Source organism: Aliamphritea hakodatensis (genome assembly GCF_024347195.1).
Classification (GTDB): Bacteria; Pseudomonadota; Gammaproteobacteria; order Pseudomonadales; family Balneatricaceae; genus Amphritea; species Amphritea hakodatensis.
Genome location: NZ_AP025281.1, coordinates 3,338,402 through 3,359,577, shown reverse-complemented (window position 1 = coordinate 3,359,577; position 21,176 = coordinate 3,338,402). Strand labels below are relative to the sequence as shown.

Here is a 21,176-nt window from a genome sequence, read left to right as displayed (position 1 = left end):
GTCGACTCCGATTCGTAGTTGAGTTCTGGAAAACTATTGTTAAAAATAATATGGTTTATTGATGAATTATCTTATTTGTATCATAAGCATCATATGATATAGGTAATCCTTTTTTTTGACCTTCTTGTATTCTATATATTTTATCTAATAAATATGGTTGTAAGAAGTTTTCATATTTAGTAAAATAATTTTTTCTTTGATTAATTATATCCATTGCTACAGCTTTTGATTCTACTACATCTGATAAAGTAGAATCTAATAATATTTTATTGAATCTATTTATTACTTTTTGTGATTTTGCTGGTGAAGCCAGTGCTATAGCCATTGCTGTGATATTATCTTTAGGCATTGTTTTACCATCTTGCAGGATTTCCATCAGAAAAAGGGTAGGTGCGTCAGAGGGAATGTCGAATTGATGGCCACTATTTATAATATAAGCGCTGACTAAATAAGTTATACCAGAATCAGAATGGTGATATTTATCTTGCACTTTCTTTTCTAGAATTAATTGCGCTTTTAAGAAGTCTATTTCCCAAATAGTCCAATCATTTTTATTTTGTAGTTCTTTATAGGCATCATCATATCTTAAATTATTAATATGATGTTTTGCTACAAGAAATGTTCCAATTCGAGTTAGTGAAATTGCTTTTGGTAAATTATCTAACAGGCTAGTGTTTTTTGTTTCAAAGTAAGTTATTAAAGCATTAAAATAATTTGATGAATATTGGTTTTTTAAGTCAGATTTCTCAAAAAAAGCACGTGCTTCTTTAATCTTAACTTCTCCAAGTCTTCCAGATAAAAGTAAACTTATATATCGTTGTTGATCAAATTTGTTAGTGGAGTTCTTAAGCGTGTCAGCCGCTAGCTTGTACTCTTGATATTGGTATAAAAGAGAGCCGATTTTTTTATCTGACTGATCTGCTGAAGATAATGGAGATATAAATGTCATTGCTAGTTGGATAGTAAATAGACATAAATTTCTTTTTATAAACATGTAGATAATCATCCTTTATTATCTAGAAAATTAGTTTGTTTTTCGATAATATCAAATTTAACTATTAGGGGCTATGGAAAATCTTTTTTAAAATTAAAAAAGGATTTTTTGCTAGATGTAAAAATACATAGCAGGGTCAAGAGATAACGGGGTTAGGTCTTGCCTTTTGCTATTGCTTATATTGAGTTAGCAAAGACCTAACCATGAAGAAATATCAGGCTGCATTCAAAAATTGCACCAACTGATAAATTGGGAATAGCTAAATGAATGATAATAAACTTTGTGGTACATGTGCTTGCGGGAGTGTCGCATATGAGATCACACCGCCTTTTCAGTTTTTCCAATACTGCCATTGCAGTAGATGTCGGAAAACATCTGGAGCAGCGCATGCAGCCAATATTCGACTGGATCGGGAACAGTTCACTTGGACACGGGGAGAGGAACTGGTAAATCGTTGGGAGGATCCCGCCGCAGAGCGTTTTAGCAATTCGTTTTGTTCGATGTGTGGCTCTAAATTACCCTCGCTTAATCGCACCGGGGAAAGTGTTCTTGTTCCAGCTGGAACCTTAGATGATACCCCAGCAGTTTCACCCGAACGCAATATCTTCTGGAAGTCTAAAGCTGATTGGTATTCTGAAGTGGGTACACTTCCTTTCTTTGATGAAAGACAGGAAAAATAAAAGGAAAGCAGGATCAGGTCTTGGCTTACTTACATCGAATTAGGAAAAAGACAAGACTTGACCCCCATGATCGCTCGTGATCGCTTTGTTTATTGTTGTTATCTTTTCTTTAAACTGGGAAGGTGCTTAGAAAAATCTTGCAGGTTATTGTGAACAATGTATGACTTCCCTTTCATGGATAATTGAATGATATTTGGTTGATTGCTCTTAATAATAAGCTTATTGCCGAGTAGTGCCATGATGATTTTTTCAATGTTTTGTGGAGTGGTAGGGAGGGCTTTAAATGAGTTTAAAGTGGCAATGTTATCAGGGGCATTAAATAAAATGAGTAATGCTTTAATTGACCAGAAGTTAGCTGCTGGATTACTAGATATAGTTTCAATGTCTGAAACTTTAAAATAATGATACGAAAGCTCTAAATCTATGGCATGTACGTCTTTAAATTCTCTGTTTTTAACTGCGGTATTAAATAATGTTTCAACTTGAATGATTTCGATAGGATCAGTAAGGCCGATATCCTGAAAGCTGAAAATGTCATTTAGTCCAAATTCCACGTTGCCTAATGTTTGTATCCGCTTTTTGATTTCTGTATAGAAACTCAGGTTTTTAAGTGCAGGGGCCGTCGCGATGGATAATATCGGGTAGGACTCTTCAGGTGCTGTGTTGTCTGATTCTCTAGTACTTTCCTGTTGGATTGAGGTATTTGTGTCAACTTCAACAGAAGAGAGGGCTAGTTTTGTCGGTTTAAATGTAGCATCTGAGACTACAGGTTCCAGAGGGATATCTGAGGTTGCCGGCTCAAGGGTTAGGTTAGCGCTTGTCGGTTTAAGTGTGACATTTGAGACTACAAGTTCAGGGGAGGCAGTTGAATGTAATGGCTCAGATGTGAGGTAAGAAGCGGCAATATGTTCGTGGTTTTGGGCGGATTCCGGAGCTTGTTTGGTGTTGTCATTATCACAGTTTTGATCGTTTTCAGACACTTCGGGAGAAGTGTCTGATCCATTATAATTATCAAGCACGTTTCCCAGCTTTTCATTCAACCTTTCAGTGATTTTAGCAGCTGTTAGATTATTTAGGTCGGAGGAAGGGTTTGCATCTAGAATGATATTTTCATCCGGGGAGTTTGAGATGCCGGTTTGGATATCGTGTTGTTTAATAAGTGCTTGAAGCCCAGTATTTTTCTTCATATAGGCTTCGATTTCACGCTCTTTTTCCCGCATATCTTTCGTATATTTCTCCTGTAGCTCCCGGTTAGTGATGATGTATTGTCTGGATTCTTCGAGAGTTAAAAGAGTTTCTTCCTGAATCAGGTCTCTGGCTTCTTTTAGCTTTTTTTTATTTTTTAGACTCAGTTGGTAGACGGGTTTAGCAATATACGGAAACATAACGATATATAAAAATACAAAGTATGCAGGAACAACAAAGTTATGGTAGAGGTAGCCGTCCATTGTGAATGTATACCAATCCAGGATTCGTATTTCAATTTCAGAAAAATATAGGCTGATGTTATCCAGTTTTTCTTTCAGGTCGGCACCGCCTGAAAACGCAATGAGGATTAGTTTATAGTTGCTGATAAGCCAGGCAGCTATCAGGCTACCCACTAGTGGACTGGCGATGCGGTCGTACATGTAGGCTTTGAATGACTGAATGATATCATCCATGCAGGATGTCCTTATCTGAGAAGTGGTGCATGATAAAGCCGGTACAATACCACAGTGGTTTTCCAAAAAAAGTATCATCTTGGTATCAGTTGAAGGGGGCATGTATGGTGTCAGGGAGATGCGCTTTGTTTGTTCTATTTTTTGGGGATGAGGTTGCAAGGCAACAAGTTTTTTATAAATGAATTTCCCCCGAGCAGGTATGCTTGGGGGGAAGTATTTTCATTATCTTAGTGTGGATAATCGTTCTAATGCTGATAGTCTTGCAACATCGATAGATTGCCCTTCCCACGAGGGCAGGAAGTTTCGATTTTCTCTGGAGCTATTTATAAATTCACTGATCTCTGTAGGCGAATTAATTTGTAGAATAATTTTCATCTTATTAAAATATTCAGTGGAAACAGCCCTAGAAAAAATCTCGAAAGCTCTGTAATGGTAATCTGCATACAGTAATGTTTCAGGCCACCATTTAGAGTTGTTTGTTATATAAGTTGCTTTAGCTCTGATAAATAAAACAAAATCAGTTTGCATCAAGTCTTCGAAATCAATTCCAGGTGAAGTAGTACGTTGTTTAAGCATGTCTGCTCGTAAGGAAATTTTTCTAAGCTCTAACCTTTCGTTTCTATATGAAATTGATTTTATATATTCTCTTATAATTGTGAAATCTTGAATGGTATGATCTGGAGAGTAGTGCCAATTTTTCGGTATGTATAAATATTTACTTAAAGTAAAATTAACTTCTTGAAATCTCTCGTCTTTAATTAAGATTGTTATATAGTATAGAAATAATTCATGAATAATAAACTTGTAGTTGTCGAAGTCCCAGTTAGTTCTTGGGCTATCATCGATAGCGCAGTAATATTTAAGTGATTGCTCAAAGAAATTATTTATTAGAGATATATTTCTTTCAGATGGATCATATAGAGATACAGCTTTAATAACACTAATTAATTCATTTCGATGCGGTAAAAATAGTTCAATGTTTTTAGTAATTATATCATCTTTGATTTCTTCATTTTTGTATTCTATTTTAAATTTAGAAAGAGATGATACAAATGCATTCAGGTATTCAGCGAGATTTGCGGTTGGGTTTCCTTTACCTTCTTTTATAGAATGTATTAGCCTTTTGAACAAAGCTGTTGTTCCTAGTGAAATCGTTTCTCCTTCATCTAGGTAAGCTGGTTTTCTACCTAGCTCTGGCTTTAAGTGAACAGGCTTGTTATATATCCATCTTAAGAGCTTTTCAAAATTTTCAGGATAGCTAGATGAGTCGCTTAGGTCTATGTATAGTCGAGATTTATAATATACTGGTAAACAAGGGGTGTTTTCTTCATCGCGTTCAGCTACGACGACTACAAACTTATTTTGCTCTTGATTATCATAAATTTCTTTCGAAATTATTTGTGATTCCGTACCTACACCACCATGTCTTGCATCTGATTTTCGAGCATATACCTCATCGGAAACAATAATAACTTTTGATATGGTAGCATCTGTCACCATTTTTTCCATAAAAGCATAAGCATCATGCCCTTCTTTCAGATCCCACTTATCTAATATAACATCGACGCCTGATTCTCTCAGTTCAGTTGCTAAGTTTAATACCCATTCTTCATGCTCGGCATTAGACCAGCTATATGAGATAAATAATTTCTGTGAATCCATTCGAAACTCCTTTTTAAAATAATCATATATGTTGAGAAGCTGATATATTCGGAACTATTAAAAACTATCATCTGGTTATTAATTGAACGATAATACTCTATATTAAGCTGGTTTATGTGTGTTTAATACTTCCCTTTAGAGGGGCTCGGATTATGATATTCTGCACTGATAAAATCTCTATAAGTAGGCTGTTAGAGGGATTTATGCGCGTAAATTTCTACAGTACTGATGAATTCACTTCTTTTCATTGCGGATAGCTCTTCAAACTGTGCTTTGTTGAGTTCAATTTTTTGTTCACTTTGACCAGTGTTTTTTGACAGAACAATTACGTAAATCTGGGCAGTTTCATCTGACGTGAGTTTAGCGTTATATGATTCACCTAAAATAGAAATGTTCTCTGATTTTAAAGTCCGTAATGCATATCTTGCGGTCATATGAAGTCCTTTCATTGGGAGGGCTTAGTTTTAAGATCGCCAGACTAGCATACTGATTTCACAGAAAAAGTATCATCTTGGTATCAGTTGAAGAGGCGTTGAGCTGTGTCAGCGTGAATAACGGGTTCCCCATTAACTGTTTCCGGTCAGAATAACGGGGTCAGGTCTCATGACTCTGTAACTTTCAAGACCTGCTCCTGTCTAACCCCGTCGTCTCCCTAATTGGCATACCGCTTGCTTCTCACTCACCTGTGTAATCAATGCAGTTCACAATGGCGATGAATGTGTCTGAACATTTTGAAATCACATTCAGTCGCAAAAGATGAAACAGGCTAACAAAGGGATTCGTTTACGTGATTATTAATAACCATTTTAATGCCGCAGCCAGCCAGAGTGCTGCTGCACAGCCACCCGTTGATGAAAGCAAATTTATACCTCAGGGAGAGCTTCCTGAAGAGGCTTTAAAAAATACCGGTGAGGCAACAATTTTCTATACCGCTAAAAGCCCGACAGAAGCCTGGGATGAATACCTAACCAGCACAACAGGCAGCATGATAGAAGTGTCGAGCACGATTCCTGCTGGCTACAGCGATGTAAGCAACCGGCTGAGTGCCATTCTCAAGGAAAACGGTGTGGAAGCGTCTGAGGGTATGACCATCAGGCACGGAATACCTGAGCCGGAGGAAGGGGAAGAGGAAGATCCGGATGCTATTAAAGAACCTCAGTTTATTGTGGGTGGCCTGCCAAACAAAGCTGCTCAGGAGCAGGTCGAAGCGATTTTAAACAGTGAACAATATGCAGGGTTTGAACAACGCTTTCTGGCGCTGGATAAACTCACTGCTTCGGAGAACATTAGCAATGCCAGCCAGCGGGATGCCTTGCTGGGCAATATTCAGCCAGCCCCGGATGCCGACGGTTCACGGGTGACCTATGGGTATCAGCAACAGTTTGCCATGCAATACAGCGATGCCAGCTGGCAGATGGACACCCAGATCGAAAAGGTAGAGCTTTTGCGGATTGAGAAAATCGCTGGCAGATAGGGAAGGGCATTTCTCACCCGGCCAGCCCTTAATTGTGAATGTTACGGGCTATCCTGAATGGTTACCGGTTTAGCTTTGAGGCTGCAATTGTTTGCATACCCTTGCCATTTACCGGCGTGCTGTTGCCGCTTTATCCGCATAACGGTGTTAGGCAAACAAGGAAGTAGGTCTTTTTTGATGTTTCTGATTTTTGTTGTAACAGATAAAAAGAAATGACCAAGCGTCATGAATATATGTTGCGTTGATTGAGGTGAACATGATGGAGAAGTCGATTCTGCATGCCGTTTATGAAAGCGCTGAAGGCTTGCATAATGCCGGAGTGATGAACGCGACGACCTTACGGGAGTTTGATGCTTTGTGCTTACCGGCAGTTAAAGAATATTCGGCAGTTCAGATCAGAGAAATACGTACCCGTGTGCAGGTCAGCCAGGGGGTGTTTGCTGCTTATCTTAATACCAGTAAATCGACTGTTCAGAAGTGGGAGCAGGGGGCTAAGAAACCAAACGGGCCGTCATTAAAGTTGCTTAATCTGGTGGCTGATAAAGGTCTGGAAGTGCTGGCTTAAGCGCCTTTGAATATCTATACCCGGCTCAGCCTCAAACAACACAATCAAAAAAGCCTGCTATCAGCAGGCTTTTTTAATATTTCGAAACGGCAGCTTAACGCTTGTCTTTCGGCGCGTGGAACAGCAGGTAGAGGTCTACCAGCAGGTCCGGAATGCTGCGGCACATTTCGTCGCACAGACGCTGGTCGTCACGCATGGTGTTGAATTCAGGTTCTTCGAACAGGTCAGAGGCGATCATGATTGGCAGCATCAGTTCGGCCACTTCTTCTTCCGCCTGGTGGTTGAACCATTCGTCTTCCTTCAGGAATACGCCTTCCATGAAGGCTTGAGCCCATAAGGTCAGTTCGGCAACGTCGTCTTCGGTGTCGTGCAGGGTCAGGTCGCATGGCATCTGCATGTCCTGATCGTTATACAGGTCGCTGCCGATGTTGCTGAACAGGCGGTTCAGCAGGTGAGTAATACGCTGCTTCTGTTCTTCAGAAGAATATTCAGGCTTACCGTCAAATACTTCCTGCAGACGCTGTTTTTCAGAGATCTCAGCGGGGCTGATATTCAGTGCGCAGAAGTAACCGTGGGTGCCGATCAGGTCCAGGGCATCTTCAGACACCGCATCACTGAACAGAAATGCCTCTAATTCATCGAGTTCATTGTCATTCAGAGGGGCCGTCAGAAGAGGGTTTTGCATAGTGAATATCCGCTAAGTTTCGTGAAGCCGCGATTTTACCAGTGATTGATGACAAATGCGTAGTCTTTATCGCACTTAGTTGGATTATCGGGTGACACCCTGATCTGGATTAAGGATAATCCCCGCCATGATTGAGCAAGCCCAGCATATTTTAAAGCACGTTTTCGGATACGATCAGTTTCGCCCGCCCCAGGATGAAGTGATTGAGACCGTTCTGAATGGTCAGGATGTGCTGGTTGTTATGCCCACCGGCGGCGGTAAATCCCTGTGTTATCAGTTGCCGGGGCTGATCCGGCCGGGGGTGGCGATTGTGGTGTCACCGCTGATCGCACTGATGCAGGATCAGGTGCAGGCATTGTCGCAGCTCGGGCTGCGGGCCGGCTGCCTGAACTCGTCGCTGGATTTCTCCCTGATCCAGGAAACCGAGCATAATTTACGTATCGGTAACCTTGATCTTCTTTATATTGCCCCGGAACGGTTATTACAGCCCCGTACCCTGCAGTTGTTGCAGGAATGCCAGTTAGCCCTGTTCGCCATTGATGAAGCGCACTGTGTGTCTCAGTGGGGGCATGACTTCCGGCCGGAATATTTGCAGCTGGGCCGTTTGCAGGAAATGTTTCCTGCGGTTCCCCGTATTGCACTGACCGCTACCGCGGATACCCGTACCCGGCAGGAGATTGTCGAGCGACTGGGGCTGATGAACGCCAGAACCTTTGTGCAGGGCTTCGACCGGCCGAATATCCGTTACCGCATTGGCCAGAAGCAACAGGCCAAGAATCAGCTGCTGAAATTCATTAAAGCCGAGCACAGTAAAAGCTCCGGCATTGTGTATTGCCTGTCCCGCAAGAAGGTGGACGATACCGCCGAGTGGCTGCGGGAGCAGGGATACAACGCACTGGCGTATCATGCGGGGCTGGCTTCGGATGTGCGCAGCCAGCGCCAGCACCGTTTTCTCACTGAAGAAAACATCATCATGGTGGCCACGGTTGCCTTCGGCATGGGCATTGATAAGCCTAACGTCCGCTTTGTGGCCCATCTGGATTTACCTAAGAGCATTGAAGCCTATTATCAGGAAACCGGCCGCGCCGGGCGTGACGGCTTAGCCGCCGATGCCTGGATGGTATACGGCCTGCAGGACGTGATTTTCCTGCGGCAGATGCTGGAAAGCTCTCAGGGCAGCGAGATGCATAAAAGCATTGAGCGGCAGAAGCTGGAGTCGATGCTTGGGTTGTGTGAAATCACCACCTGCCGGCGGCAGGCCCTGTTGCAGTATTTTGATGATGATGCCAAAGATGAATGCGGTAACTGTGATACGTGTTTGGAGCCGGTGCCGGTATGGGATGGCACCGAAGCGGCCCGAAAGGCGCTGTCGACTGTTTATCGCACCGGCCAGCGTTACGGCGTGGGCTATGTGATTGATGTCTTGCTGGGCAAACTGAACGACCGGATTCAGAGCAGTAATCATCAGGGGTTATCGACCTTTGGTATCGGTAAAGAACTGAACGTACAGCAGTGGCGCTCGGTATTCCGGCAGTTGGTAGCGCGGGGATATCTCGGCGTACTGGCAGACAGCCACGGGGTCTTGCACCTGACCGAGGCCTGCCGTGGATTGCTGCGCGGCGAAGAACAGATTCAGTTACGTCAGGATAAGCGCAAGCACGAAAGCCTGAGCAAACGTAAAGATCCGCAACACCAGCTGGAAGCTGAAGATCACAGCCTGTGGACTGCACTGCGCGAGCTGCGCATGCAGTTATCTAAAGAACAGGATGTGCCACCCTATGTAATTTTCCATGATGCCACGCTGATGGAAATGGTGATGTACCGCCCCCAGACCCATCAGCAAATGGGCCGCCTCAGCGGTATCGGCGATAAAAAGCTGGCCCTTTACGGTGATGATTTTCTGGCGGTGATTCACGACCACGCCAGCAGCCAGCAGGCGCATGCCGACGGTGACCTTCAGGCGCAGGAATCCGTGACGCTGTATCAGGCGGGGATGACTGTTGAGCAGGTGGCCCGGCAGCAGCATTTGTCTGCCAAGGTGATTTATCATCATCTGGCGCAGGGCATTTCCAAAGGCTTGCTGGACCTGCAGTCTGTGGTGGAAATCACCAGCGCGGAACTGACCAATATTCAGCAGACCATTCTGGAGCATGAAGCCTCCAGTGGCGTAGCTCTGAAGCCGGTGTTCGATGCACTGGGCGGCGCGTATGAATACCACGTGCTGCGCTGTGTGCGGGCCTCCATGCAGGCGGCAACGGCGTGACCTCCTTGATCGACAGCCTCGATCTGTGGGGGCTGTTTGCCAGCAGTTTTATCTCCTCAACTTTATTACCCGGCGGCTCGGAAGTGGTGCTGGGTTATCTGGTGAATACCGCCACCTACCCGGTGTGGTTGCTGTTACTGGTGGCAACCCTGGGCAATGGCCTGGGCGGCAGCGTGACCTTCGCGCTTGGCTGGTGGATCGTTAACCCGTTCAAAGCCGACAGTAAAAAATACCAGCGGGCCATGAAGTACGTGCAGCGATACGGAGCCTGGAGCCTGTTGCTGTCGTGGGTGCCGGTGATAGGTGATCCGCTGTGCCTGCTGGCCGGCTGGCTGAAACTGCCGGTGCTGTTATCTGTTGTGCTTATCTTTCTGGGCAAGCTGGCCCGCTACTGGGTGGTTTTCTGGGTAGTGTCGTAGGTTAGGTTTTTGCTTTGGGTGTGTCTCTGATTCATGTGCAGTGTTTTGAGTTGTGATGATCTTGTTCGACTTCGTCGAGTCAAGGCCTTGAAACGACGAAGTCGAAACAGATCATCAGACTGTCCGCCAACACGTCAATAAATCAGCGCACCAAAACCCCGACTCAACGCACAATAAAACAATGAATGCAGGCTATGTAGCCTGCATTAGTCGTTCAAAATATTCCCATAAATACTCCGCATAACTGATCCGGTACTGGATCAGATATCCATCCTCCTGCCGGGCGATCAGCACGCCGGCCTGCCCGCACTGGGTTTGCTGACAATCCCCCGGCATAAACTGATCAAAATCCAGATGAAACAGCTGGCTGAGTATATGCCTCAGTGCCGGTGAATGCTGATCAGAGGCATCGGCCAGCCAGAGCTGCTGATAGTAATCGCTTACGTCGGTCTGAATATAATCCGCAAACTGCTGTTGCAGCGCTGGCAGATTGTCTTCATCTGCAGTGACCAGTAGCTCGTCCGGACCGAGCCAGTAGAGCTGGCTGCTTTGCGGGCCGCTGATAAAACCGCGGGGGGCGGGCTGATCTGCAAGTGCAGAGAAATTCCCCCGCAGAATCAGTTTTCCACAGTGAGGCAGTGGCTGCAGGCTGACCGACTGGCAGTGTAACGGGGCTTTATCCTGCAGGGGGAAGCAGGCCCGGGGCAGGGTATGATCGACGGCGTTCATGAGGCCTCCTGTTGTTCAGTCTGTTGCAGTGTTTCCAGAAAACGGGTGCCGGTAACAGTTACCGGAATGCGCTCGCCGTTGAGTAACATCACTTCCAGTGTTTCGCCTTTACGTTGTCTGCCACCGGCCACCATGGCCATGGCAAAGCCGGAGTGCAGTGCCGGGCTGAAGTAGGCAGAGGTGACATGGCCGATGCCTTTGTCTTTACCCTGAACTGCGCCGGGTAACACCACCTGAGCGCCTTCTGGCAGGGTTTTACTGCTATCCGTTGGGATAAGGCCGACAAGTTGCTTGCGGTCTTTCTGGCTGAACACACTACGTTGCAGCCCGCGCTTACCGACAAAGTCGGCTTTGTCGCTGGCGACGATCCACTGCATGCCTAAATCCTGCGGGGTGTGGGTGCCGTCGCTGTCCTGCCCGACGATAATAAAGCCCATTTCCGCCCGTAACAGATGGATGCTTTCTGTGCCGTAGGCGACACAGCCGAAGGCCTGCCCCTGTTGCCAGATCTGTTCCCAGATGTACTGGCCATAGCGGGCCGGAACGTTGATTTCATAGCCGGCTTCGCCACTGAAACTGATACGGAAGACCCGAGCCGGTACGCCGGCAATGTCCATGGCCTGCCAGCTCATTTCCGGGAAGGCGGCTGCGTTCACCGGCTGACCTGTCAGGGGCTGAAGGATGGCCTCGGCCCGGGGGCCGCTCAGGCTGATCACGCTCCACTGTTCAGTGACCGAGGTGAGATACACATCCAGTTCCGGCCATTCTGTCTGGCGGTAATCTTCCAGCAGCTGATAGACCCGGGCCGCACCGCCGGTGGTGGTTGTCATATGGTAGTGGTGCTCGCCGATCCGGCTGGTGACACCGTCGTCGATGACCATGCCCTGTTCATTGAGCATCAGGCCATAGCGACACTGGCCAACCGCCAGATTGTGCCAGCGGTTGGTGTAGATCCGTTCGAGAAATTCGGCGGCATCCTTCCCCTGAATATCAATTTTGCCCAGGGTGGAGGCGTCCACCATGCCGGCGGTTTTGCGCACTTGTGCACATTCCCGCTGCACGGCGTCGTGCATGCTTTCACCGGGGTGTTGCTGATAGTAGCGGGGCCGCCGCCAGCCGCCGGCATCTTCCATGACGGCTCCGTGCCGGTCGTGCCATGGCTGAATGCTGGTGTGGCGCTTGGGAGCAAACAGGTTTTGCAGGTCTTTACCGGCGATCGCCCCGAAGGTCACCGGGGTATAGGGCTGGCGAAACCGGGTGGTGCCGACTGCGGCGATGGGCAGGCGGCGGTATTCGGCCATCAGCGCCAGCGCGTTTACGTTAGAGGTTTTGCCCTGATCGGTGCCCATGCCGGTGGTGGTGTAACGTTTCAGATGCTCCACCGAATGAAAGCCTTCCCGGGCGGCCAGTGCTATATCTGCCGCGGTGGAATCGTTCTGCAGCTCGTGGAAATGTTTCTTTGGCCCTTCACCGATGGCGTGATCACAGGGGACGGCCCACAGGGTACGGGGGGCAAGCTGCACGGGCTGGTCTTCCGGGTCTGCCGGCGGTGCTGCAACCGGCTGCTTGCGGTTGCTGATCTGCAGGGCGTCCAGTGCCTGCCGGGCAGCATCTTCCCCTTGGCTGATGCAACCTGGCAGGTCGAAGCGGCCATTACAGGCACCGGCGCTTATGTTGGGGTTAATGGCGACACCGCTGTCGGGCACGAAGTGTTGTTGTGCTTCATCGAACCGCAGCTTGCCCCGCGCCTGGCTGAACAGGCTGACGTTCGGCGTCCAGCCGCCGGAAGCTGCAATGCACTGGCAGTCCAGCTTTAACGCCGGCCCCTGAATCTTGCTGGCGTCATTACTGAGTTGGTGAACCGTGACCGCTTTTACCTGCGTTTTGCCGTGCACAGCAGTGATGGCGCTGTTCCAGTGAATGCTGATGCCCGCTGCCTGAGTCAGGCCGGGCAGGCTGTCTGCGGGCAGGGTGTCTGGCTGCGGGCGCAGGTCGATGATCTGAACCTGTGCACCGGCGGATTGTGCATCCAGCGCCGTCTGGTAGGCGGAGTCATTATTGGTGAATACACAGAGTTGCTGTGCCGGTAATACGCCGTAGCGGTTTATGTAGCTGCGGACCGCGCTGGCGAGCATGATGCCGGGGCGGTCGTTATCGGCAAACACCAGCGGCCGTTCGAACGCACCGCTGGCGATGATGACCTGTTTGGCGCGGACCTTCCAAAGCCGTTGGCGGCAGTCCTGCCGTTCAGCCGGGGGAAGGTGATCGCTGACTTTTTCCAGCAGGGTGCAGAAGTTGTGATCGTAATAGCCGCTGAGGGTGGTGCGCAGCATCAGGCGGACGTTCGGCAGCATTGCCAGTTCAGTGGTGACCTGCTGCAGCCAGCTTTCGGTGGCCGGGCTGTTGCGGCGGTCGTTGAGCTGGCCGCCGGTGTAGGGATGTTCGTCCACGAGAATGACCCGGGCACCGCTGCGTCCGGCGGTGAGGGCGGCTGCCAGCCCGGCGGGGCCGGCACCGGCGATGAGCACATCGCAGTGGCGGTGGTGCTTTTCGTAGTGTTCGGCATCCGCTTCTTTAGGGCATTCTCCCATGCCGGCACTCTGGCGGATAAAGTGTTCGTACTTCAGCCAGAAGCTGCGGGGCCACATAAAGGTTTTGTAATAGAAGCCGGCCGGAATAAAGCGGCTGATCAGGCTGTTGATGCCCAGCATGTCAAAATCCAGGGAGGGCCAGCAGTTCTGGCTGCGGGCTTCGAGGCCGTCAAAGAGTTCAACCTCAGTGGCCCGTACGTTAGGTTCGGCATAGCCGCCGGTGCCGATTTCCACGATGGCATTAGGCTCTTCACTGCCGGCGCTGAATATTCCCCGGGGGCGGTGGTATTTAAAACTGCGGCCCACAAAGTGAATTCCGTTGGCCAGCAGGGCGGAGGCGAGGGTGTCTCCCTGCAGGCCGGTATAGGTTGTGCCGTTAAAGCGAAAACGTAGGGTGTTGGCACCGGGTGGTAGCGCGTGACCGGTGCGGTTGGCAGATTCAGGCATCGGTGGTGTCCTGTGGGGCGCTGTGGCCGGGTTTATAGGTACAGATAAAGCGGTCGTCGACGGTGTTACGCCGGGCGTTAAACCAGCGCCGGCATCCGGCGGCGTGGAACCAGCGTTCGGCGGTATCCCCCCGGAAATTACTGCGCAGGAACAGAAAGGCAGCGAGTTCTGCGTCATTACTGTCTGCTGTTGCCCGGCTCAGATGGGCTTCACCGCCGTACTGAAATTCGCTTTGTTCACACTGGCCGCACCAGGGGCATTCGATTAAAAGCATGCTTGTGTCCCGTAAAGTCAGTTAGTGGGCAACGCCGGCGGCAGCGCCTTCGTCGATCAGTTCGCCGCTGGCAAAACGTTCCAGCCCGAACGGTTTGAGGATCGGATGCATCCGGCCGTTGGCCAGCGAATCGGCGAACAGATCTCCGGAGCCAGGGGTGGCTTTAAAGCCGCCGGTGCCCCAGCCACAGTTGAAGTACAGATTGCGTATAGAGGATTCCCCGAGAATGGGGGAACGGTCCGGTGCCAGGTCGACGGTACCGCCCCACTGACGCATCATTTTCAGGCGGCTGATGATCGGGTACAGCTCGGCCATGGGGCCGACCACGTGTTCGATCTGGTCGAAGCCGCCCCGTTGGGAGTAGCTGTTGTACGGGTCGGACGAGCCGCCGATAACCAGTTCGCCTTTATCCGACTGGCTGACATAGCAGTGCACCGTGTTGGAGGTAACCACCGAATCGAGCATGGGCTTGAGCGGTTCCGACACAAAGGCCTGCAGGGTGGCGGATTCCAGTGGCAGTTTCAGCCCGGCCTGTGCCGCCAGTACGCTGGAATTGCCGGCGGCCACACAGCCAACTTTATCGGCGCGTATCAGCCCCTGAGAGGTATGCACGCCACGGACTTCGTTGTTCTGAATCTCAAAGCCCTGCACTTCGCAGTTCTGAATGATATCCACCCCCAGTGCGTCAGCGCCCCGGGCATAGCCCCAGGCGACGGCATCGTGCCGGGCGGTGCCGGCACGGCCCTGATACAGCGCGCCCAGTACCGGAAAACGGGCGTTGAGGTTGATCATGGGTACCCGCTGTTTTATTTGCTGCGGGGTGAGCAGTTCCGAGTCGATACCGTTCATGCGGATGGCATGGCAGCGGCGGGTGATTTCATGCAGGTCATGTTCGTTGTGGGCCAGATGCATCAGCCCCCGCTGGGAAAACATGACGTTGTAGTTCAACTCCTGCGACAGGCCTTCCCAGAGCTGCATGGCATGTTCGAACAGGGCAGAGGATTCATCGTACAGGTAATTTGAGCGCACAATGGTGGTGTTACGGCCGGTATTACCGCCCCCCAGCCAGCCTTTTTCGATGACCGCCACCCGGTTGATGCCATGCTTCTTCGCCAGATAGTAGGCGGTGGCCAGCCCGTGGCCACCGCCGCCGACAATGATGATGTCGTAGTGATCTTGTGGTGTTGGGGTACGCCAGTTACTTTGCCAGCCCCGGTGGTACCCAAGCGACTGGCGAATCAGGTTAAAGAGCGAATAACGCTGCATGTTAAGCGCCCCGCATTTTGCTGCCGCTTGGGTCATATGGTGGCTCTGCCAGACGGCTGGCCGGGTGCATGTTACCGAGGATTTCAACGGTGAAGTTGTCTTCCGTGGCAATGCTGCTGTCCACATAGGCCTGTGCGAGGCTCATCTGTACGCAGTGGCCATAGGCACCGGATGTCACCCAGCCGACCACCTGATCATTGAAGAATACCGGCTCGTCGGCAACGGCGTCGGCATCGCCCCCCAGATCATCAATGGCCAGTTGAATCAGCACTTTATCGGCCTGCTGGCCGGCATTTTCGGCCGCTGCGGCCTGACCGATAAATTCCCCTTTAGCCGGTTTCACGAAGCGGCCCATACCGGCCTGATAAGGTTGGTAATCCGGCGTGAATTCCCGGGTCCAGCCGCCGAAGCCTTTTTCATGGCGCAGGCTGTCCAGTGCCCGGGCACCGAAGTGGCGCAGGCCAAATTCTGCGCCGGCTTCTATCAGGCTCATATACACGGCCCGTAAATAGTCCGGCTCAACCCAGATTTCATAACCTTGTTCGCCGGTAAAGCTGATTCTGCCCACCAGCGCCGGGGCATGGCCGACATCCATAGCGGCAAAGCGCATGAAATTGAAGTTATCCAGACCATGGTGGGTCAGTTTGCTGAGCAGGGCTTTGGCATGGGGGCCGGCGATGGACAAGCCTGTCAGACGGGTGCGCAGGCATTCCAGCTGAACGTCTGCAACGCCTTCCAGTTGTTGTTCAAACCAGCGCATGTGAAATTCTTCGGCGGTGCCGGAACCGAAAATGTAGAACTCGTCTTCTTTCAGGCGGGCAACGGTGAAGTCCCCCAGCAGTTTTCCTGAGCGGTTAAGCATAGGGGCGAGTACCATTCTGCCGGTGGCTGGCAGGCTGTTGGCCAGCAGCTTATCCAGCCAGGCCGCTGCGCCGGTGCCGCTGATGCGGTATTTGGCGAAGTTGGATATTTCCAGCAGGCCCACCTGATTACGCACGGCATGGCATTCCGCAGCCACCTGTTCAAAGGCGTTGGAGCGGCGGAAGCTGGGAATTTCTTCCGGTGTTTGCCCTTCGGCAGCAAACCACAGGGCGTGTTCCAGCCCGTAACTGGTGCCGAATACGGCATTTTGGTCTTTCAGCAGATCATAGATGGCAGTGGTACGGTGGGGGCGGGCTGCGGGCAATTCTTCGTTCGGATAGCTTATCCGGAAACGGCGCTGATAGTTTTCTTTCACCTTGGTGTTGGTGTAGGCCATGGTGGCCCAGTCGCCGTAGCGGGCCACGTCCATGGCGAAAATATCACTGCCGGGATCGCCGTGGACCATCCAGTTAGACAGGGCCAGACCGACACCGCCGCCCTGACTGAAGCCAGCCATAACGCCACAGGCCACCCAGAAATTTTTCAGGCCGCGGACCGGACCAACCAGCGGGTTGCCGTCCGGGGCGAAGGTGAACGGGCCGTTGATGGTTTGTTTAATGCCGGCTTCCGCCAGCGCCGGTACGTGGGCAAAGGCCACTTCAAGGCTGGGGGATATACGTTCCAGATCCGGGTTGAGCAGTTCGTGGCCAAAATGCCACGGGGTTTGCCGTTCCGACCATGCCACACAGGCCTGTTCGTAGGTGCCCATAACCAGCCCCTGACCTTCCTGCCGCATATACATTTCGCCGGCAAAGTCGATGCAGTGGGGCAGTTCTTTATCCAGTGCCTGCACTTCAGGCATGGTGTCGGTGATCAGATACTGGTGTTCCATGGCGAGAATCGGCAGTTCCAGCCCCACCATACGGCCCACTTCGCGGGCCCATAAACCGCCGCAGTTAACTACATGCTCGGCATGAATGGTGCCTTTTTCGGTGACCACTTCCCAGTGACCTTCCGGGGTCTGTTTAAGGTCCACCACCGGGCACTGGCGATAGATTTCAGCGCCGCCGATGCGGGCCGCCTTGGCGTAAGCATGGGTGACACCGGAAGGATCAACATGGCCTTCCAGCGGGTCGTACAGCGCGCCGCAGAAGTGGCTGGTGTCCAGCAGGGGGTGCAGCTTCTTAACTTCATCCATGTCGATGAATTCGCTTTCCAGCCCCAGATATTTACCCTTGGCGTGGGCGGTTTTCAGGAATTCCAGCCGTTCCGGGGTATCGGCCACCATGATGCCGCCACTCATGTGGATGCCGCAGGATTGGCCGGATATTTCTTCCAGTTCTTTGTACAGGTTGATGGTGTAGTTTTGCAGCTTGGCGACGTTCGGGTCGCTGTTGAGGGTGTGCATGCCCCCGGCCGCGTGCCAGGTGGAGCCGGCGGTGAGTTCGGAACGTTCGATCAGGCAGACGTCTTTCCAGCCCAGCTTGGTCAGATGATAAAGTACGCTGCAACCCACAACGCCACCGCCGATGACGGCAACCTGTACATGAGATTTCATAGTGCTGTTTATCCTTATTTTGTTAGCGTCCGGCGCTGGCCGGGGGGGCAGGGTTAAAAGTCGGTGGCGACACCGCCGGCGGCTTTACGCTGGCTGATGAAAGCTTCAAGTTGTTCATCAATAGCCGGATCAAGCAACGGCTGCTGATACTCAGCCAGTGCTTTTTTATAGACCTGATTGGCTTTTTCGAAGGCGGTGGGGCGGCCTTTACCGTCCCAGGTTTCATAGTTGCTCCAGTCGGAAATCAGCGGGGCATAAAAGGCATTTTCGTAGCGCTCCATGGTATGGGCGCAGCCGAAGAAGTGCCCGCCGGGGCCGACTTCTGCAATGGTGCTGACCGCCAGACTGGCGTCACTGACTTCCGGGGGCTTCAGGTAGCTGGCCATCATTTGCAGCAGGTCTACATCCAGCACGAATTTTTCAAAGGAGGCACACAGACCGCCTTCCATCCAGCCGGCACCGTGCATGAGTAAATTAACGCCGCCGCCGAGTGCGCCCCACAGGGCCATGGTGGATTCAATCCCCGCCTGAGCATCGACGGTGTTGGCGGCATTCACATTGGAGCTGCGGTAAGGCAGGTTGTAGCGGCGGGCTAACTGGCCACCGATCTGCGCCGCCTGCATGTATTCCGGAGTACCAAAGGCCGGCGAGCCGGATTTCATATCGACATTAGAGGTGAAACCGCCGTAGACCACCGGGGCCCCGGGGCGGATCATCTGGGCGAAACACAGCCCGGCCAGCGCTTCGGCATTTTGTTGTGCCAGTGCGCCGGCGAGAGTGACCGGGGCCATGGCCCCGGCCAGGGTGAACGGCGTGATGACGACCACCTGATTGCGTTTGGCCATTTCCATGATGCCCTGCAGCATGGGTATATCCAGTGACAGGGGTGAGTTGGTGTTGATGATGGTAAACAGGCTGGGTTCGGCATCCAGCTGTTCATGGCTGATGCCCCGGGCGATCCGGGCGATTTCAATGGCGTCCTGATTACGTTCGACCCCCAGTGAATAGCAGTTCATGACTTTGTCGGTGAGGCGGGCGGCATCGGCCAGACAGTCCAGATGACGAACACCGGGATGCACATCCACCGGCTCCACCGGGTACCCGGAGAGAAAATGAATAATATTGAAGTGCTGTGCCAGCCGCAGAAAGTCCTGATAGTCCTGCCGGTTACCGGCCCGGCGGCCTTTGTCCATGCAACTGGCATTGGGGGCGCTGGCCACGGTGCCGAAGTTCACATAGTTACTGCCAAAGCGCAGGTTGTGAGCCGGGTTACGGGCGTGCAGGGTAAATTCTGAGGGGGCCAGGGCGATCAGGGATTCGATCATCTCCCGGTCAAAAAATACCTGTTCAGAATCCGCAGACGTTTTCGCCCCTGCCTGGCGCATGATGTCCCGGGCTTCAGGCAACAGCACTTTGATGCCCACCTGTTCAAGAATATCCAGCGAGGCGTGGTGGATGCTTTCTAACTGATCATCGCTGATGACTTTAACGGGGGTTAACGGATTTCGCAGCTGTTGCCACGGCAGTTGCTGCATGGCCTGAGCGGCCCGTCCGGCGCTGCGGGAGTTACCGCGGCGGCGGGATGTACGTTGCCCGGATTGTGTTTGCATAGCTGGCCTGTTTGTTTTTATGAATTGGCTTCACGGCAAAATAAAACAGGCGGGAACAAGGCAAAAACGATTTAAAATCATTAAGCATGAGTTTTAGTCATGCTTAATGGGCGGCCGTCTTTAACCGGCAGAATGAGGGGGTAACGGCTTACTGTTCGCTGCTGGCCAGCCGGGCACTCAGGGCAACAAAGATGCCGGCAAAGCTGCGCTGCAGCCAGCTCAGAATTGTCGGGCTGTGCTGGATGTAGTGTTTAACGTGGTGGGCAAACAGGCCGTAGCCAATAAAGACCAGCAGTGTCATCAGCATGAAGGTCAGGCTGAGGAGCAGCATGTCTGCCAGCGGTGTAGTTGTGGCAGTGGGTAAAAACTGCGGCAGAAATGCCAGAAAGAATATTGATAACTTGGGGTTCAGCACGTTAATCAGCATGGCCTGCAGGGCAATCCGCCAGTCTTGTACGGGGGCGGTGCCGGCATTGTCAAAGCGGATGCTGCCGGTGTCGCGCCACATGCCCCATGCCAGATAGAGCAGATAGATTACCCCGGCGTATTTAAACAGCTGGAATGCCAGGCTGCTGGTGTGCAGCAGGGCGGCCAGCCCAAAGATACTGGCCAGCAGGTGCGGAATGATCCCCAGCGTACAGCCCGCCGCCGCAAACAGACTGGCCCGGCGGCCGAGGCTGAGGCCGGTGGCCAGGGTGAAAATGACCCCGGTGCCCGGCAGCAGGACCACCACTAATGATGTGATTAAGAATTCAGTACTGAGCATATCCGTATGGCCTGTGTGTTTTTCATGAGGGGGCTGATTCAGCGGGTATCGGGGATCTGCATGCCTTTGGTGATGTAATCCTCCACGGCCAGCCGCTGCATCCAGCGGTGTACGGCGGGGAAGTCATCCAGTTCGACGGTTTGCCATTCGTAACGGCAGGCCCAGGGGTAGATGGCAAAATCGGCAATGCTCTGGTTTTCACCGCAGATGTAGGTTTTGTCTGCCAGATGTTTATCCAGCACGCCCCAGAGCCGTTTGGCTTCAGCGGTATAGCGCTGTTTACCGTAAGGCACATCTTCTTTGGCGAAGCGGTTGAAGTGGTGGGCCTGCCCGAGCATGGGGCCAAAACCGCCCATCTGCCACATCAGCCATTCCATGCAGGTGATTTTTTCGCGGGGATCTGCCGGCAAAAAGCGGCCGGTTTTCTCCGCCAGATAGAGCAGGATGGCACCGCTTTCAAAGACGGATACCGGCAGGCCGTCCGGACCGTCGCTGTCGGTTATGGCGGGAATGCGGTTATTCGGGCTGATGGCCAGAAACTCAGGTGTAAACTGGTCGCCGGCGCCGATATCAATGCGGTGAACGTGATAGGGCAGGCCGCAGGCTTCCAGCATAATGGAGACTTTGCGGCCATTGGGGGTGCCCCAGGTATACAGATCAATCATTGCGAT

General features: G+C 51.3%; 18 protein-coding genes. 5 read left to right on the top strand and 13 right to left on the bottom strand.

Features of this window, described 5'->3' with window-relative positions:
• Positions 1–55: 55 nt before the first annotated feature.
• The gene (locus PCI15_RS15530) at positions 56–994 is read right to left on the bottom strand and encodes a hypothetical protein (protein ID WP_271270850.1); all 939 of its coding nucleotides are present in this window, start codon (positions 992–994) and stop codon (positions 56–58) included.
• A 263-nt stretch (positions 995–1,257) separates the two neighbouring features.
• On the opposite strand from PCI15_RS15530, the gene PCI15_RS15525 reads away from it, so the two are divergent.
• Positions 1,258–1,674: a GFA family protein gene (locus PCI15_RS15525; protein ID WP_271270849.1), complete on the top strand. Its 417-nt coding sequence runs from the start codon at positions 1,258–1,260 to the stop codon at positions 1,672–1,674.
• Positions 1,675–1,772: 98 nt separating this feature from the next.
• Here PCI15_RS15525 and PCI15_RS15520 read toward each other — a convergent pair whose 3' ends face one another.
• The 3 genes from PCI15_RS15520 to PCI15_RS15510 form a co-directional block, all read right to left on the bottom strand.
• A complete protein-coding gene (locus PCI15_RS15520) occupies positions 1,773–3,335 on the bottom strand; it encodes a hypothetical protein (RefSeq protein WP_271270848.1) in 1,563 nt (520 codons plus the stop codon).
• A gap of 222 nt (positions 3,336–3,557) precedes the next feature.
• A complete protein-coding gene (locus PCI15_RS15515) occupies positions 3,558–4,997 on the bottom strand; it encodes an SEFIR domain-containing protein (protein WP_271270847.1) in 1,440 nt (479 codons plus the stop codon).
• Positions 4,998–5,188: 191 nt separating this feature from the next.
• On the bottom strand, positions 5,189–5,431 hold the full coding sequence (locus tag PCI15_RS15510; RefSeq protein WP_271270846.1) for a hypothetical protein: 243 nt from the start codon (positions 5,429–5,431) through the stop codon (positions 5,189–5,191).
• Between the two features lie 353 nt (positions 5,432–5,784).
• On the opposite strand from PCI15_RS15510, the gene PCI15_RS15505 reads away from it, so the two are divergent.
• Together PCI15_RS15505 and PCI15_RS15500 are read left to right on the top strand one after the other, a co-directional pair.
• Positions 5,785–6,471, top strand: a complete 687-nt coding sequence (locus PCI15_RS15505; protein ID WP_271270845.1) for a hypothetical protein — start codon at positions 5,785–5,787, stop codon at positions 6,469–6,471.
• Positions 6,472–6,727: 256 nt separating this feature from the next.
• Complete coding sequence (locus tag PCI15_RS15500; protein WP_446680445.1) at positions 6,728–7,036, top strand: helix-turn-helix domain-containing protein; 309 nt, start codon at positions 6,728–6,730, stop codon at positions 7,034–7,036.
• Positions 7,037–7,130: 94 nt separating this feature from the next.
• Here the strand turns inward: PCI15_RS15500 and PCI15_RS15495 are convergent, their stop codons facing one another.
• A complete protein-coding gene (locus PCI15_RS15495; RefSeq protein ID WP_271270844.1) occupies positions 7,131–7,721 on the bottom strand; it encodes a YecA/YgfB family protein in 591 nt (196 codons plus the stop codon).
• A gap of 127 nt (positions 7,722–7,848) precedes the next feature.
• On the opposite strand from PCI15_RS15495, the gene recQ reads away from it, so the two are divergent.
• Both recQ and PCI15_RS15485 read left to right on the top strand, forming a co-directional pair.
• Entirely contained in the window at positions 7,849–9,984 is a 2,136-nt protein-coding gene (gene recQ / locus PCI15_RS15490) for a DNA helicase RecQ (protein ID WP_271270843.1), read from the top strand.
• Complete coding sequence (locus PCI15_RS15485) at positions 9,981–10,403, top strand: YqaA family protein (protein WP_271270842.1); 423 nt, start codon at positions 9,981–9,983, stop codon at positions 10,401–10,403. The genes recQ and PCI15_RS15485 overlap by 4 nt, the downstream gene beginning before the upstream one ends.
• A 192-nt stretch (positions 10,404–10,595) precedes the next feature.
• Here PCI15_RS15485 and PCI15_RS15480 read toward each other — a convergent pair whose 3' ends face one another.
• From PCI15_RS15480 to PCI15_RS15445, 8 genes are all read right to left on the bottom strand, one after another.
• Entirely contained in the window at positions 10,596–11,132 is a 537-nt protein-coding gene (locus PCI15_RS15480) for an aminomethyltransferase family protein (RefSeq protein WP_271270841.1), read from the bottom strand.
• Positions 11,129–14,170: a sarcosine oxidase subunit alpha family protein gene (locus PCI15_RS15475; RefSeq protein WP_271270840.1), complete on the bottom strand. Its 3,042-nt coding sequence runs from the start codon at positions 14,168–14,170 to the stop codon at positions 11,129–11,131. Before PCI15_RS15475 ends, PCI15_RS15480 begins: the two co-directional genes overlap by 4 nt.
• Entirely contained in the window at positions 14,163–14,444 is a 282-nt protein-coding gene (locus tag PCI15_RS15470) for a sarcosine oxidase subunit delta (protein WP_271270839.1), read from the bottom strand. Before PCI15_RS15470 ends, PCI15_RS15475 begins: the two co-directional genes overlap by 8 nt.
• Positions 14,445–14,465: 21 nt before the next feature.
• Positions 14,466–15,710: a sarcosine oxidase subunit beta family protein gene (locus PCI15_RS15465; RefSeq protein ID WP_271274631.1), complete on the bottom strand. Its 1,245-nt coding sequence runs from the start codon at positions 15,708–15,710 to the stop codon at positions 14,466–14,468.
• A gap of 1 nt (position 15,711) precedes the next feature.
• Positions 15,712–18,129: a GcvT family protein gene (locus PCI15_RS15460; RefSeq protein ID WP_271270838.1), complete on the bottom strand. Its 2,418-nt coding sequence runs from the start codon at positions 18,127–18,129 to the stop codon at positions 15,712–15,714.
• Between the two features lie 53 nt (positions 18,130–18,182).
• The gene (locus tag PCI15_RS15455; protein WP_271270837.1) at positions 18,183–19,739 is read right to left on the bottom strand and encodes a trimethylamine methyltransferase family protein; all 1,557 of its coding nucleotides are present in this window, start codon (positions 19,737–19,739) and stop codon (positions 18,183–18,185) included.
• A 148-nt stretch (positions 19,740–19,887) separates the two neighbouring features.
• Positions 19,888–20,505, bottom strand: coding sequence for a LysE family translocator (locus tag PCI15_RS15450; protein WP_271270836.1), 618 nt, complete (start codon positions 20,503–20,505; stop codon positions 19,888–19,890).
• Positions 20,506–20,543: 38 nt separating this feature from the next.
• Entirely contained in the window at positions 20,544–21,170 is a 627-nt protein-coding gene (locus tag PCI15_RS15445; RefSeq protein WP_271270835.1) for a glutathione binding-like protein, read from the bottom strand.
• Positions 21,171–21,176 lie beyond the last annotated feature (6 nt).

Coding starts and splice junctions, on each gene's coding strand:
- PCI15_RS15530 (WP_271270850.1), bottom strand. CDS start 994: ATGTTTATAAAAAGAAATTTATGTCTATTTACTATCCAACTAGCAATG.
- PCI15_RS15525 (WP_271270849.1), top strand. CDS start 1,258: ATGAATGATAATAAACTTTGTGGTACATGTGCTTGCGGGAGTGTCGCA.
- PCI15_RS15520 (WP_271270848.1), bottom strand. CDS start 3,335: ATGGATGATATCATTCAGTCATTCAAAGCCTACATGTACGACCGCATC.
- PCI15_RS15515 (WP_271270847.1), bottom strand. CDS start 4,997: ATGGATTCACAGAAATTATTTATCTCATATAGCTGGTCTAATGCCGAG.
- PCI15_RS15510 (WP_271270846.1), bottom strand. CDS start 5,431: ATGACCGCAAGATATGCATTACGGACTTTAAAATCAGAGAACATTTCT.
- PCI15_RS15500 (WP_446680445.1), top strand. CDS start 6,728: ATGATGGAGAAGTCGATTCTGCATGCCGTTTATGAAAGCGCTGAAGGC.
- PCI15_RS15495 (WP_271270844.1), bottom strand. CDS start 7,721: ATGCAAAACCCTCTTCTGACGGCCCCTCTGAATGACAATGAACTCGAT.
- recQ (WP_271270843.1), top strand. CDS start 7,849: ATGATTGAGCAAGCCCAGCATATTTTAAAGCACGTTTTCGGATACGAT.
- PCI15_RS15480 (WP_271270841.1), bottom strand. CDS start 11,132: ATGAACGCCGTCGATCATACCCTGCCCCGGGCCTGCTTCCCCCTGCAG.
- PCI15_RS15475 (WP_271270840.1), bottom strand. CDS start 14,170: ATGCCTGAATCTGCCAACCGCACCGGTCACGCGCTACCACCCGGTGCC.
- PCI15_RS15470 (WP_271270839.1), bottom strand. CDS start 14,444: ATGCTTTTAATCGAATGCCCCTGGTGCGGCCAGTGTGAACAAAGCGAA.
- PCI15_RS15465 (WP_271274631.1), bottom strand. CDS start 15,710: ATGCAGCGTTATTCGCTCTTTAACCTGATTCGCCAGTCGCTTGGGTAC.
- PCI15_RS15460 (WP_271270838.1), bottom strand. CDS start 18,129: ATGAAATCTCATGTACAGGTTGCCGTCATCGGCGGTGGCGTTGTGGGT.
- PCI15_RS15455 (WP_271270837.1), bottom strand. CDS start 19,739: ATGCAAACACAATCCGGGCAACGTACATCCCGCCGCCGCGGTAACTCC.
- PCI15_RS15450 (WP_271270836.1), bottom strand. CDS start 20,505: ATGCTCAGTACTGAATTCTTAATCACATCATTAGTGGTGGTCCTGCTG.
- PCI15_RS15445 (WP_271270835.1), bottom strand. CDS start 21,170: ATGATTGATCTGTATACCTGGGGCACCCCCAATGGCCGCAAAGTCTCC.